Below are 13,737 nucleotides of genomic sequence, written 5' to 3'. Positions count from 1 at the left end.
GACGTGGACCCGTCCGGGACGCTGGCGGGGGTGAGGCCGGTCGGCGACTGGCTCGGCGACGACCACGCGCCGTGGGTGCCGCCGGGCCCCCACCAGGTGGTCCGGCTGGGGGACGAACCGGGCAGCCCGGTGGCCGACGGGGACTGGTGACGGAGCGTCCGCGGAAGGCACGATGGTCACCGGGCCGCCTCCGCGCAGCACGCGGCGGCGGTCCGGTGACACGGCGGTCCGATCGGGAGGGCGCATGGCGAGCAGCAACACGGTCCGGGCGGTGGATCCGGTGCCGGACGTCCGGGAGGCCTGGCCGCGGCTCGACCTGATCCCGCACCCGCCGCGGCGGGTGCCGCTGCTGGGCGACGTCCTGGGGACCGACCGGTCCCGGCCGCTGCAGGACACCGTGCGCCGGGGAAGCGAACTGGGACCGATCTTCCGCCGGAAGGTGCTCTCCTTCGAGCTGGTGTTCGTCGGCGGCGCGGAGCTGGTGGCCGACCTGTCGGACGAGTCCCGGTTCGCCAAGCACGTCGCCCCCGGCATCGCGGCGCTGCGCCCCCTCGCCAAGGACGGCCTGTTCACGGCGCACAACCACGAGCCCAACTGGCAGCTGGCGCACGACGTGCTGGCGCCCGGGTTCAGCCGGGAGGCGATGGCCGGGTACCACCGGGCCATGCTGGACGTGGCGGACCGGCTGACCGGCCACTGGGACGCCGAGCTGGCGGCCGGGCGCCCGGTGGACGTGCCCGGCGACATGACCAAGCTGACCCTGGAGACCATCGCCCGCACCGGGTTCGGCCATGACTTCGGCTCGTTCGAACGCGCCCGGCCCCACCCCTTCGTCGACGCGATGGTGGGCTACCTGAGCTACGCCCAGCGGCGCACCGCCCTGCCGGGGCCGCTGGCCGGCCTGCTGGGCGGCCGGGCCGCCGGCCGGCGCGCCGCGCGGGACCTGGCGCTGCTCAACGACACGGTGGACGAGGTGGTCCGGGCCCGGGTGGCGGACGGCCGGCCGGGTGACGGCGACCTGCTGGACCGGATGCTGCGGACCGCGCACCCCGGGACCGGGGAGCGGCTGTCGCTGGACAACGTCCGCCGCCAGGTGATCACCTTCCTGGTCGCCGGTCACGAGACGACCTCGGGCGCGCTCTCGTTCGCCCTCCACTACCTCTCGCTGCACCCGGAGGTCGCGGCGCGGGCCCGCGAGGAGGTGGACCGGGTCTGGGGGGACGTCCCCTCCCCCGGTTACGAGCAGGTGGCCAAGCTGCGGTACGTCCGGCGCGTGCTGGACGAGTCGCTGCGGCTGTGGCCGACCGCCCCGGCCTTCGCCCGGGTGGCCCTGGAGGACACGGTGCTGGGCGGCACCCACCCGATGCGGCGCGGCGCGTGGGCGCTGGTGGTACTGCCGCTGCTGCACCGGGACCCGGCGGTCTGGGGGCCGGATCCGGAGCGGTTCGACCCGGACCGCTTCGAGGCCGCCGCGGTGCGGGGCCGGCCCGCGCACGTCTTCAAGCCGTTCGGCACCGGCGCCCGGGCGTGCATCGGCCGCCAGTTCGCGCTGCACGAGGCGACGCTGGTGCTGGGGCTGCTGCTGCGCCGTTACGAGTTCACGCCCCGGCCGGAGTACCGGCTGAGCGTCTCGGAGCGGCTCACCCTGATGCCGGAGGGGCTGCGGCTGCGCCTGGAGCGCCGGGCGCCCCGGCCGGCGCCGGACGAGGCGGTCACGGCCGGGCGGTGACACCGGGCGGGGACGCCGGGCGAGGGCGCGGGGCCGGGGTCGCAGGGCCGGAGGACGACCGCCGGGGACGGGCCCGTCCCCGGCGGTCGTTCTCCGGGTCCCGCCCTCGGGTCCCGCCGTCGGGTCCCGCCGTCAGGCCTCGTCGCGCACCAGCGCGAGGAGACGGTCCAGGACACGCGTTCCGCCCGCGCGGACGCCGTCGTGCTCGAACTCGTCGGTGACCCAGGTCCGCAGGCCGCGGATCGCCCGGGCGGTCTCCAGCGAGTGGGCGGTGTCGACGTAGAGGTCGTCGTGGTAGACGGCGGCCGCCACCGGGACCTCGTTGGCGGCGAGCCGCCGCGGGTCGTACAGCGGGGTCCAGTCGGTGCGGGCGGCGAGGAGTTCGGCGGTCTCCCGGAGCGGCCGCAGCGCGGGGTCGCAGTCGAACAGCCAGGGGTGCACGGTCTCGCCGGTGAGGAGCACCGCCTCTCCCCCGGCGAGCGCCCGGCCGGCGTCGAACTGCGGGAACTCGGCGCGCACCCGCTCGGCGGCCCAGGCGGTCGGCCGGTCGTCCTGGGCGTAGATGGCCTCGTGGAGCACGGCGTAGAGCGGGTGGCTCGCATAGGAGAGGGCTTGGCGGACCTGCTCCAGGAAGGCGTCGGAGAGCTGGAGTCCCCGCGGGGTGGGGAGCACGAAGGCGTCCTCCAGCAGGAAGTGCAGCCGGTGGCTGCCGTCGCCGGAGCCGAGCATGGTGCCCAGCGACTGGAACGCCTCCGCGGTGAGCCGGTGGCCGCCCGGGAGTTCGACGTCGTGCCGCAGCAGGTGCTCGGCGATGCGGCGGACCCGCTCCACGTCCTGCGGGTAGCGGGCGTAGTGGGCGGCGACCTTGCGCTCCATGCGGGGATAGGCGGCGCGGTACACGTCGTCGGCGTGCGCGTGCAGGGAGGGCAGGCCGCCGGTGATCAGGGCGGCGGTCAGGCCCTCGGGAGCCGTCGAGAGGTAGGCGACGGTGCAGAAGCCGCCGAAGCTCTGGCCGAGCACCGTCCAGGGCGCGCCGCCGGTGAGCAGGGGCCGGATCGCCTCGCAGTCGCGGACGATCGAGTCGGCGCGGAAGTGCGTGAGGTAGTCCGCCTGTTCGGCCGGACCGCCGCGCAGCGGGAGCGTCTGCCGGTTGGCCGGGGTGGAGGCGCCGGTGCCCCGCTGGTCCAGGAGGAGCACCCGGAATTCCTGCAGCGCCCGCTCCAGCCAGGCCTGCCGTCCGACGAAGCGGTGGGCCGGCATGCCGGGGCCGCCCTGGAGGTACAGCAGCCAGGGCAGGTCCTGCTCCGCCTTGTCGCTCGCCACCACTTCGCGGGCGTACAGCTCGACGGTCTCGCCGCCCGGATCGGCGTGGTCGAGCGGCACGGTGAAGCGGTGGTCGGTGAGGACGACGCCGGGCTGGCGGTAGCGGAGGGTCAAGGCGTGCTCCCGGGGCGGTCGGAGGAGGGCCGGTCCAGTTCAGCACAGTCCCGGGGACGAGGGACGGCCGGGACCCGGGGCCCGGGTCCCGCGCGGGTGCACCGGGTCGCCGCCCTCTCGTAGGTTGGCGGGACCCGGCCGGTACCGGGGCCGGTCCGGGGAGCCGATCCGAGGGAGCGACGACGATGAGCGGCATGGACACCGGAGTGCTGGACGAGGCGCTGGAGCGGTTGCACCGGGCGGGGCCCGAACGCGACGGCTGGCTCTCCAACCACGCTCCGATGGCGGTGGAGGCGCTGGTGCGGCACGGGCACGGGCACGGCGCGCACCGCTGGCTGGAGCGGTACGCGCTGACCAAGCTGGAGGACATGCCCCGGCCGTGGGCCCCGGTGACGGAGGAGGAGTGGCGCGAGGCCCTGGGGGACCCGCGCAGGCTCGGCGACTGGACCGTCCACTTCCGCCGTGCCGTCGTGGAGGAGGGCTGGCGGCGGGTGCTGGTGCGGTGGTGGCCGCGGCTGCTGCCGGGCATCGCCGCCGGGGCGACGCATCCGGTGATCCGGGTGGGGCACGCGGTGCGGGTGCTGCTCGAGGACGGCGAGAACCCGGCCAGGATCACCGAACTGGCCCACGGGCTGGCCTACTGGGCGGGCCGTCACCAGCCGCTGCCCGGCGTCTCCCGGCCGTCGGGCGCGGCCTCGCCGGAGGAGGCGCTGGCCGGGGTGGAGCCGGTGCGGCCCCAGGAGGGGGGCATCAGGGAGCGGCTGGCCCTGCTGGGGCCGACCGCGGGATGGGCCGGGGCCACCGCGGCGCTGCGCGCCCCCGCCGGACCGGAGGAGGCGCGGGAGACGCTGACGGACCTGGTCACCGCGGCGACCCGCAGGTTCGCCGCCCACGCCCACGGCGACCCGGTGATGCTGGTGCACGCGGCGACCGCGCCCAACGCCGTGCTGCGGACCCTGCCGGCGCTGCCGCGGGAGCTGTGGGTGCCGAGCCTGGAGGCGGCCTGGGCCGCCTCCGCGGCGGTGACCGCGGCCTACGCGACGCCCGCGGCCGGGGTTCCCGGGGCGTCGGGGACGGGCGAGGAACTGTTCGCCCGCGCGGTCGAGCACGGCGACGAGCACGTCATCAAGCTGGCCGACACCGCGCTGGACGTCGTGGCCCGCACCGGGAGCGGGGAGTGTCTGGCCTCCGTCGGGCAGGCACTCCGGCTGATCGGCCCCGCGGGCGCCTGAGGGCCCCCGGGGCACCGCACGGGGGCGGTGCGGGGCGGCGGCGGTCGCGTTCGCTCGGCCGGCCCGCCGGGGCGCGCCCGCGCCGCCGCCGTCCTCCTCCGGGCGCGGCGGCGTTCCGCCGGGGCTCCGGCGCCGGTACCGTACTGCGCGCAAGTGCCAAGACCCGCAACGGACTTGAGGGGGCTGCGCGATGCGTCGTCGTACGGCACAACGGTTGGTCACCGCAGGACTGCTGGGGGCCCTCGCGCTTCCCGGCGCCGCTCCGGCGGGCGCGCACGCGGACCCGCCGGCCGAGGCGGCGACCGTGCCGCTGCGGGTCGTCTCGTACAACATCCACGCGGGCGCGGGGACGGACAACGTCTTCGACCTCGACCGGCAGGCCGAGGAGCTTCGGGCCATGGACGCGGACGTGATCGGCCTCCAGGAGGTGGACGTCCACTGGGGCGCCAGGAGCGCCTGGCGGGACCTGGCGACGGAGCTGGGCGAGAGGCTCGGGATGGAGGTCTTCTTCGCGCCGATATACAGCCTCGACCCGGTCACGGCGGACGCCCCGCGCCGCGAGTACGGGGTGGCGGTCCTCTCGCGGCATCCCGTCCTGGCGGCCGAGAACCACGAGATCACCCGGCTCTCCACCCAGGACGCGGAACCGGTGCCCGCCCTCGCCCCGGGGTTCGCGGAGGTGGAGATCCGCGTGAGGGGCCTGCCGGTGCACGTCTACACCACGCACCTGGACTACCGGGCCGACCCCTCGGTGCGGGCGGCCCAGGTGGCCGACACGCTGCGCGTCATGGGCGAGGACTGCGACAGGCACGGCCGCTGCCCCCGGCAGGTCCTCACCGGCGACTTCAACGCCGTCCGCACGGCGCCCGAGCTGGCCCCGCTGTGGGAGCGCCTGACCGACGCCTCGGCGGCGGCCGGCGTGGACGCGCCGACGTATCCGGCGCTGAACCCGCGGACCCGGATCGACTACGTCACCGTCTCCCGGGGAGCGATCGGGGTGCGGGGGGTCACCGTGCCGGAGACGCTCGCCTCGGACCACCGCCCGGTGGTCGCGGACCTCGCCCTGCGCCGGGGGCGCTGACCCGGGGGCGGCCGCGACACCGCGGGCACCGAGGACTCCCTTCCTGGCGGGCGGCCGGAAACCGCCGACGCCACCGGCCGTCCGCCGTTGGTTCCGATCAAGGAAGTGAGATGCACAACAGCGCTGATGAGACGCACGTTACTCCCGTTAGCATCAGCGAAGCGCCATCGATTCACCGAACGAAAGGCACGTCGACGTGTCCCGCACCAGTCCCCGCAGCATCGCCGTATGGCTGCTGGTGGCAGCCCTCGGCGCAGCCGGTTGGGTAGCCATAGCCCTCGCTCGCGGTGAGAAGATCTCGGCCGTCTGGATCGTCGCCGCGGCGGTCGGTTCCTATCTGATCGCCCAGCGCTTCTACGCCCGGTTCATCGCCCGCAGGGTCCTGCGCGTCGACGACACGCGCGCCACCCCGGCGGAGCGTCACAACGACGGCGTGGACTACCACCCGACGGACAAGCGGGTGCTCTTCGGCCACCACTTCGCCGCGATCGCGGGCGCCGGCCCGCTGGTGGGTCCGGTGCTGGCGGCCCAGATGGGCTACCTTCCCGGCACCATCTGGATCATCGTCGGCGTGATCTTCGCGGGCGCGGTCCAGGACATGGTCGTGCTCTTCTTCTCGACCCGCCGCAACGGCAAGTCGCTCGGCCAGATGGCCCGTGACGAGATCGGGCGGGTCGGCGGCATCGCCGCGCTGATCGCGGTCTTCGCGATCATGATCATCATCCTGGCCGTGCTGGCCCTGGTCGTCGTGCAGGCGCTCGCCCACTCCGCGTGGGGCACCTTCTCCATCGGCATGACCATCCCGATCGCCCTGTTCATGGGCGGCTACCTGCGGTTCCTGCGCCCCGGCCGGGTCACCGAGGTCAGCCTGATCGGCGTGGTGCTGCTGCTGGCGGCCATCATGGGCGGCCGCTGGGTCTCCGAGTCCTCCTTCGCGGACGCGTTCGTCCTGAGTCCGAAGACCCTGGTGATCTGCCTGGTGGTCTACGGCTTCGTGGCCGCCGTGCTGCCGGTGTGGATGCTGCTGGCGCCGCGCGACTACCTGTCCACCTTCATGAAGATCGGCACCATCGTGCTGCTCGCCGTGGGTGTGCTGGTCGCCAACCCGGACGTCAACGTCCCGGCGGTCTCCGAGTTCGCGAGCAGCGGCACCGGCCCGGTCTTCGCCGGTGCGCTGTTCCCGTTCGCCTTCATCACCATCGCCTGTGGCGCCCTCTCCGGATTCCACTCCCTGATCTCGGCCGGCACCACGCCGAAGATGATCCAGAAGGAGAGCCAGATCGCGGGCATCGGCTACGGCTCGATGCTGATGGAGTCCTTCGTCGCGGTCATGGCCCTGATCTGCGCCTGCGTCCTGGACCCGGGCCTGTACTACGCGATGAACGCCCCGGCCGGCGTGCTGGGCGACACCGTGCAGTCCGCCTCGCAGGCGGTGGCGAACTTCGGCTTCACCATCACTCCCGAGGCGCTGCAGCAGGCCGCGGACCAGGTGGGCGAGGAGAGCCTGATCGCCCGTACCGGCGGCGCCCCGACGCTGGCCGTCGGCATGTCGGTGGTCCTCGCCGAGGCCTTCGGCTCCACCGGCATGATGTCGTTCTGGTACCACTTCGCCCTGATGTTCGAGGCGCTCTTCATCCTGACCGCGGTGGACGCCGCGACCCGTGTGGGCCGCTTCATGCTGCAGGACACCATCGGCAACGTGGTCCCGCGCTTCCGCGACAAGAACTGGAAGCCCGCGATCTGGATCTGCTCCGCGGTGGTCGTGCTCTGCTGGGGCTACTTCCTGTGGGTCGGCGTCAGCGACCCGCTGGGCGGCATCAACCAGCTGTACCCCCTGTTCGGCATCGCCAACCAGCTGCTGGCCTCGATCGCGCTGACCATCTCCACCACGCTGCTGATCAAGTCCGGCCGCCTGAAGTGGGCGTGGGTCACCGCGCTGCCGCTCGCCTGGGCGCTGGCCGTGACGATGACCGCCAGCTACCAGAAGCTGTTCTCCGACAACCCGAAGATCGGCTTCTGGGCCCAGCGCTCCGCCTACGCGGACGCCCTGGAGGCCGGCCAGGTCCTCGCACCGGCGAAGACCCTCGACGACATGTCGACGGTCATCACCAACTCCACGGTGACCGGCACCCTGATGGCGGTCTTCGCAGGTCTGACCCTGGTGGTCTTCTTCTCCTGCCTGTGCGTGTCGGTCGCCCACCTGCGCGGCAGGAGCAGGCTGCCGCTGCAGGAGGACCCGTACGTGAAGTCCGAGATGGAGGTTCCTTCCTTCTCCCTGCGCAAGCCGCAGGCGGAGGAGAAGGAGCTGGTCGGCACCGGGGCCGAGTGATGGCTCCCGCGCTGACCCGGCTGCGGGAGGCGGGCGCCCGGGCGTGGTGGCTCCTGCGGGAGCTGAACGGTGAGCACGCGTACGACCGGTACGTGGCCCACGCCCGCTCGCACGACCCGCGGGTGAGGGTGCTCTCCCGGCGGGAGTTCGAGAACCGGCGCGTGGACCGGCGCCACGCCGACCCCCGCGAGGGCGGCGGCTGCTGCTGAGCGTCCTCCCCGCCCGTGAGGCCCGCCGCACTTCGGTGCGGCGGGCCTCCGCGTTCTCCGGGGCGCGGGTGGGGACGGGGCCTCTGGACGGCCGGGCTCCGCATCCTTACTCTCGGTGGGCCCTCCGGGCGCACCACCCCGCCCCTGACGCAGGGAGAGATGTCGTGTCCCACCGCAGACGCGTGGCAGCGGTCCTGACCGCAGTCCTCGCGCTCGCCCCGGCCGTTCTCGCGTTACCCGGAACCGCCCAGGCCGCGCCCCGCACCTCGGTCACCACGGCCGTGACCGACAAGCTCCTCGGGCAGACCGCCCTCACCGGCCGCGAGGCCGGCCCGGACGAGACCCGGGTCGAGGTCACCCGGGAGAAGGGCGGCAGGTGGGCCTTCGGGACCGCCGTCGTCCTCGCGCCGAAGAAGGAGGGCGCCGCCCCCACCGGCGCCGTCTTCGTCGCCAGGGCGAAGGGCGACGGCTGGACGGTCGCCTTCGACGGCGAACCGGCCTTCGCGGGCCTCGCCGCGGACTCGCCGGTGGTGACCGCCGCGGAGAAGGAGCTCTTCGCCTCCGCCGGCACCGGCGGCTCCGCCGCCGGGACCGCCTCCCCCGGCGACTTCGTCCGGCCGCTGGCGGGAGGGGACTACCGCACCGGGATGGCCCTGCCCTGGTCGGCCGGTGCCTCCTGGACCATGACCGGCGGCCCCCACCAGTGGGACGGCGCCAGCGGCCCGTACAGCTCGGTGGACTTCGCCGGCGGCGACCAGGCCGTCCGGGCGACCCGGGCGGGCGCGGCCTACACCATGTGCCCGGGCTTCGTCCGCGTCATCCACGACCGGGGTTACGCCTCGGACTACTACCACCTCACCGGGCACGTCGACGCCAACGGGACGAGCGTCTCCCAGGGCACGTTCCTCGGCCACACCGGCACCAACGTGGCCTGCGGCGGCTCCGCCAGCGGCCGTCACGTCCACTTCGGCCTGCGGCAGAACAACGCCTACGTGCCGATCGCCGACCACGGCATCGGCGGCTGGGTCTTCTACTCCACCGGCTGGTACGAGGGCTACGCGATGCACGGCTCCACCACCCGGTACAACGGCGGCGCCCTCCACAACTACGGCGCGCTGGGCCTGACCCAGGGCATCGTGGACGCCAACGGCGGCGGCTCGGTGAACAAGCGGTCCGGGCCGGGCACCGGGTACGCGGTGGTCGGCTCGGTGGCCGACGGGGCGATCGTGACCGTCTCCTGCTCCCGCAACGGCACGACGCACGAGGGCCGCTTCGGCGCCACCTCGCTGTGGAACCGGCTGAGCGACGGGACCTGGATCTCCGACGCCTACCTGTGGACCGGCTACAACGGGGCCGTCAACGGCACCTGCTGACCCTGCCGGCCGAGGGGGCCCGCCCGGCTTCCGCCGACGGGCCCCCGCCCGGTCCCGCCGGCGGAAGCACCCGGTCCGCGCGCCCCGCCTCAGCCGGCGATCTCCACGTGGAACTCCCTGAGCTCGTAACTGCCCAGGGCCCGCTGGAAGGAGACCCGCGGCGCGGTGCGCATCCGCAGGCCGGGCTCGGCGAAGAGGCGGGTGAGGAAGACGTCGGTCTCGAGCACGGCGATGTCCGCGCCCGGGCAGCGGTGCGGGCCGTCGCCGAAGGAGAGCACGGGCGGCGCGTCCGCCCCCCGGGCCGCCTCCCCCGCCCGGGCGGGACGGAGGGTCCGCGGAGCGGGACCGACCGCGCGGGGGTCCAGGTTGGCGGTCCCGACGTCGATCTCGACCAGGGCTCCGGCCGGGATCCGGGTGGCGCCGTCGCCGATCTCCAGTTCCGCGGTGGTCCTGCGGCGCAGTGTCGCGACGACCGGCTCCAGCCGGAGGATCTCCCGCAGCAGCGCGAGGCGTTCCGGCTCGCCGGCGGCACGGTAGGCGGCCAGCAGTTCCTCGTCGGTGAAGAGGTGCCAGGCCGCGACGGAGACGAACTCGCGGGTGGTGACCATGCCCGCGGCGGCGAAGGTGATGCACTCGCCGAGGATCTCGCCGGCCGAACAGCCCTCGTCGACGAGGTGGGAGATCAGGTCGTCGCGCCGCCGGGCGCGCCGGGCGCGGACCGCGGGGCGGACGTCACCGGTGTAGATCCGCAGCCAGTTGCGGTTCTGGCGGGCGAGGGCGCGCAGGCCCCGGAGGCTGGTGAAGCCGGGCCTGTCGAACTTCCCGTCCGGGAAGAAGGCCTCCAGCCGTTCCTGGATGCCGGGGCGGGACTCGGTGAGGCCGATCACCTCGGCGGCGACCGCGACGGCGAGGCGGAAGGCGAGCCGGCTGAGGTCGGCCTCCCCGGCCGCGCGCAGCCGGGTCAACTGGGCCTCGGCGACGCGTTCCATGACGGGCCGGTAGTGCCGGTCCACCCGGCGGGGGGTGAAGAACCGCGCGGTCAGGCGGCGGTCCTCGCGGTGCTCGGGCCCGTCCCGGTAGAGGACCGGGCGGCGGTAGAAGGAGGGCAGTTTCTCCGTGCTCTCGATCCCCAGGCCGGCCTGCACGGTGTCGTGGGAGCGCAGCACGGCGCGCGCCTCCGCGACGCCGGTCACCCGCCAGACGCCGTCCTCGCCCCGGCGCACAGGGCAGCCGCCCGCGCCCGGCGGATCCGTGCCGTCCGCCGGACGCGCGGTCCTCCGCGCCCCGGTCACCGGCTCCTCGTCGCGCATCCGCGCCACCTCCCCGCTGTCGGGCCTCCCGGGAGCCGTACGCTACGACACCGCATCCGGCCCGAACAGGGTGCGAACGCCCGTTCACCCGCGGGGCAACCCCGGGAGTGAACGCTCACCCGTTCCGGTTACAGTTCATCCCGCGATTCCAGAGATTTAACGCGCGACCTCTTGGCAGCTCCGTTTCTACGCGCGTAACTTGAGTCGACTGTCCCGTTGTGTCATTTCGCCCGTTCCGCGGCCCTTCGCGGCGGGTTCCTTCCGAGGAGTACGAATCGTGCCCAAGTCGGGTGACAAGAGAGCGCGTTGGCGCCATGCCGCACAGGCCCTCACGGCGACGGGGGCGGCCGGCGCCTTCGTGCTGACTCCGCTGCCGCAGGCCTTCGCCGCGCCCTCCGGCGCCGCGGTGATCGCCGAGGTGTACGGGGGCGGCGGCAACTCCGGGGCCACGCTCACCCGTGACTTCATCGAGCTGGGCAACGCCGGCGCGACGGCCGTGGACCTGTCCGGCTACAGCGTGCAGTACCTGCCGGGCTCCCCCTCGGCGACCTCCCGCTGGAGCATCACCCGGATCAGCGGCTCCATAGCCCCCGGCGGCCGTTACCTGATCGCCCAGGCCCAGGGCGCCGGCGGCACCACGGCACTGCCCGCCCCCGACGCCTCCGGCTCGATCGCCATGAGCGGCACCAGCGGCACCGTCGCCCTGGTGGCCGGCACCGACGAGCTCGACTGCAGGACCGCGGCGGACTGCGCGACGGACGGGCGGATCGTGGACCTGGTGGGCTTCGGCACCGCCGCCGTCCGCGAGGGCAGCCCGGTCACGGGTGCCTCCAGCACCGCCTCGGTGGCCCGCGGGGCGTCGCTGGCCGACACCGACGACAACGCCGCCGACCTCACCGCCGGCGTCCCCACCCCCGTCAACGCCAAGGGCGAGACCCCGGGCACCGGCGGTGGCGGCGAGGAGCCCGGCGACCCGGGCGAGCCCGGCGCGGTCCGCGTCCACGACATCCAGGGCACCACCCGCCGTTCCCCGCTGACCGGCGAGACGGTCACCAACGTGCCCGGCATCGTGATCGGCGTGCGCGACAGCGGTTCGCGCGGCTTCTGGATCCAGGACCCCCAGGCCGACGCCGACGCCCGCACCAGCGAGGCGGTCTTCGTGTACACCGGCTCCGCCGCCCCGGCCGTGAGGACCGGCGACAGCGTGCTGGTCAGCGGCAAGGTCGCGGAGTACGCGGCGAACAGCACGACCCAGTCGATCACCCAGATCTCCGGCCCGAAGACCTCGGTGCTCTCCTCCGGCAACCCCCTCCCGGCGCCGGTCGTGCTCGGCCCGGCGAACCTGCCGGACGACTACACCCCGGAGGCGGGCGGCGGCTCCATCGAGAGCCTGCCGCTCCAGCCGGCCGTGTACGCCCTGGACTTCCTCGAGTCCGCCGAGGGCATGCGGGTCCAGGTCGGCGACGCCCGGGTGGTCGGCGCGACCACCGAGTACGGCGAGGTGTACGTCACCGCCAAGCCCGAGGAGAACCCCTCGGTCCGCGGCGGCACGGTGTACCTGGGCTACGACGGCCAGAACTCCGGTCGCGTCAAGATCGAGTCGCTCGGCCCCGGGATCCCCGAGGCGAATGTCGGCGACGTGCTGGCCGGCGCCACCACCGGCCCGCTCGACTACGACTCGTACGGCGGCTACACCCTGATGGCCACCGAGATGGGCGCGCACGTCCCGGGCGGTCTGGAGCGCGAGGTGACGCGCCGGCAGCTCGGCAAGGAGCTGGCGATCGCCACGTACAACGTGGAGAACCTCGACGCCCTGGACCCGCAGGAGAAGTTCGACCGCCTGGCGGAGGGCATCGCGGTCAACCTGGCCTCCCCGGACGTCGTCGCGCTGGAGGAGATCCAGGACGACAACGGCGCCACCGACGACGGCACGGTCACCTCCGAGCGGACCCTGACGCGCTTCACCGACGCGATCACCGCGGCCGGCGGCCCCCGCTACAGCTGGCGGTACGTCGCCCCGGAGAACAAGGCGGACGGCGGCGAGCCGGGCGGCAACATCCGCCAGGTGTTCCTCTACAACGAGGAGCGCGTCACGTTCACGGACCGCCCGGGCGGGGACGCGACCACCGCGACCGAGGTCGTCGACACCCGCAAGGGCGCCGAGCTCAGCGTCTCCCCCGGCCGGATCGACCCGGCGAGCGACGCGTGGAGGAACAGCCGCAAGCCGCTGGTGGGCGAGTTCAGGTTCCGCGGCGAGCGGGTCTTCGTGATCGCCAACCACTTCGCCTCCAAGGGCGGCGACGCCCCGATGCACGGCCGCTACCAGGAGCCCTCGCGCTCCTCGGAGGAGCAGCGCCACCGGCAGGCGCAGGAGGTCCGGGACTTCGTCGCGGACCTGCTGGCGGCCGACGCGAAGGCGAAGGTGATCGTGCTCGGCGACATCAACGACTTCCAGTTCTCGAGGACCACCGAGATCATGACCGGCGACGGCTCCCTGCTGACGCCGCTCGTGAACACGCTGCCCGAGGAGGAGCGCTACACCTACGTCTTCGAGGGCAACTCGCAGACGCTGGACCAGACGCTGGTCAGTCCGTCGGTGGTCGCGTACGACTACGACATCGTGCACCTGAACGCGGAGTTCGCCGACCAGGCGAGCGACCACGACCCGCAGGTCGTGCGGATCGACGTCAAGAAGGGCCGCAAGTAGCGGTCCCCCGCCCCACCCGCCGCGGCCCGTCCGGATCCTTCCGGGCGGGCCGCGGCCGTGCAGAGGGGGACGCGGCCGGAGCCGCGCCGTGCCCTATTGACAGGGCACGGCCACGGAAGGAAGGTTTCAGCGCCCGCGGGTCATGGTGAAAGATTCTTTCGGAGGTCCTGTGCAGCGCAGAGGGATCAGCAGACGCCGGTTCGGAGCGGGGGCCCTGGCCCTGGGAGGTGCGGTGGTGGTGGCGCCCCTCGGCGGTGGCGCCGCGTCGGCGGCCGGACCGCCGCCCGGTGACGCGGCGCCGGGCCGCGGGCCACGGCCGGTGCTGCGGCG

The 13,737-nt window shown here is 74.1% G+C and carries 9 protein-coding genes; 7 read left to right on the top strand and 2 right to left on the bottom strand.

Annotated elements, in window-relative coordinates; genetic code table 11:
* The first annotated feature begins 244 nt into the window (after positions 1-244).
* The gene (locus A2U95_RS22380) at positions 245-1,729 is read left to right on the top strand and encodes a cytochrome P450 (protein ID WP_166026063.1); all 1,485 of its coding nucleotides are present in this window, start codon (positions 245-247) and stop codon (positions 1,727-1,729) included.
* 132 nt (positions 1,730-1,861) lie between these two features.
* Here A2U95_RS22380 and A2U95_RS22375 read toward each other — a convergent pair whose 3' ends face one another.
* A complete protein-coding gene (locus tag A2U95_RS22375; RefSeq protein ID WP_166026061.1) occupies positions 1,862-3,166 on the bottom strand; it encodes an alpha/beta fold hydrolase in 1,305 nt (434 codons plus the stop codon).
* A 185-nt stretch (positions 3,167-3,351) separates the two neighbouring features.
* Between A2U95_RS22375 and A2U95_RS22370 the strand changes: the two genes are divergently transcribed.
* The 5 genes from A2U95_RS22370 (at position 3,352) to A2U95_RS22350 (ending at position 9,390) form a co-directional block, all read left to right on the top strand.
* Positions 3,352-4,398, top strand: coding sequence for a questin oxidase family protein (locus tag A2U95_RS22370; RefSeq protein ID WP_420857038.1), 1,047 nt, complete (start codon positions 3,352-3,354; stop codon positions 4,396-4,398).
* Between the two features lie 190 nt (positions 4,399-4,588).
* Entirely contained in the window at positions 4,589-5,479 is an 891-nt protein-coding gene (locus A2U95_RS22365; protein ID WP_166026059.1) for an endonuclease/exonuclease/phosphatase family protein, read from the top strand.
* A gap of 196 nt (positions 5,480-5,675) precedes the next feature.
* On the top strand, positions 5,676-7,808 hold the full coding sequence (locus A2U95_RS22360; protein ID WP_206283020.1) for a carbon starvation CstA family protein: 2,133 nt from the start codon (positions 5,676-5,678) through the stop codon (positions 7,806-7,808).
* A complete protein-coding gene (locus A2U95_RS22355; RefSeq protein ID WP_206283018.1) occupies positions 7,808-8,017 on the top strand; it encodes a CstA-like transporter-associated (seleno)protein in 210 nt (69 codons plus the stop codon). Before A2U95_RS22360 ends, A2U95_RS22355 begins: the two co-directional genes overlap by 1 nt.
* 164 nt (positions 8,018-8,181) lie before the next feature.
* Positions 8,182-9,390: a M23 family metallopeptidase gene (locus tag A2U95_RS22350; protein WP_206283017.1), complete on the top strand. Its 1,209-nt coding sequence runs from the start codon at positions 8,182-8,184 to the stop codon at positions 9,388-9,390.
* 89 nt (positions 9,391-9,479) lie between these two features.
* Here the strand turns inward: A2U95_RS22350 and A2U95_RS22345 are convergent, their stop codons facing one another.
* Positions 9,480-10,700, bottom strand: coding sequence for a cytochrome P450 (locus A2U95_RS22345; protein ID WP_166026057.1), 1,221 nt, complete (start codon positions 10,698-10,700; stop codon positions 9,480-9,482).
* Positions 10,701-10,977: 277 nt separating this feature from the next.
* Here A2U95_RS22345 and A2U95_RS22340 point away from each other — a divergent pair, with 277 nt between their 5' ends.
* Complete coding sequence (locus A2U95_RS22340) at positions 10,978-13,407, top strand: endonuclease/exonuclease/phosphatase family protein (RefSeq protein ID WP_420857037.1); 2,430 nt, start codon at positions 10,978-10,980, stop codon at positions 13,405-13,407.
* Positions 13,408-13,737 lie beyond the last annotated feature (330 nt).

The sequence above is a fragment of the Streptomyces chilikensis genome, from assembly GCF_001642695.1.
GTDB classification, from domain to species: domain Bacteria; phylum Actinomycetota; class Actinomycetes; order Streptomycetales; family Streptomycetaceae; genus Streptomyces; species Streptomyces chilikensis.
This window is presented reverse-complemented; position numbering and strand designations above follow the sequence as displayed.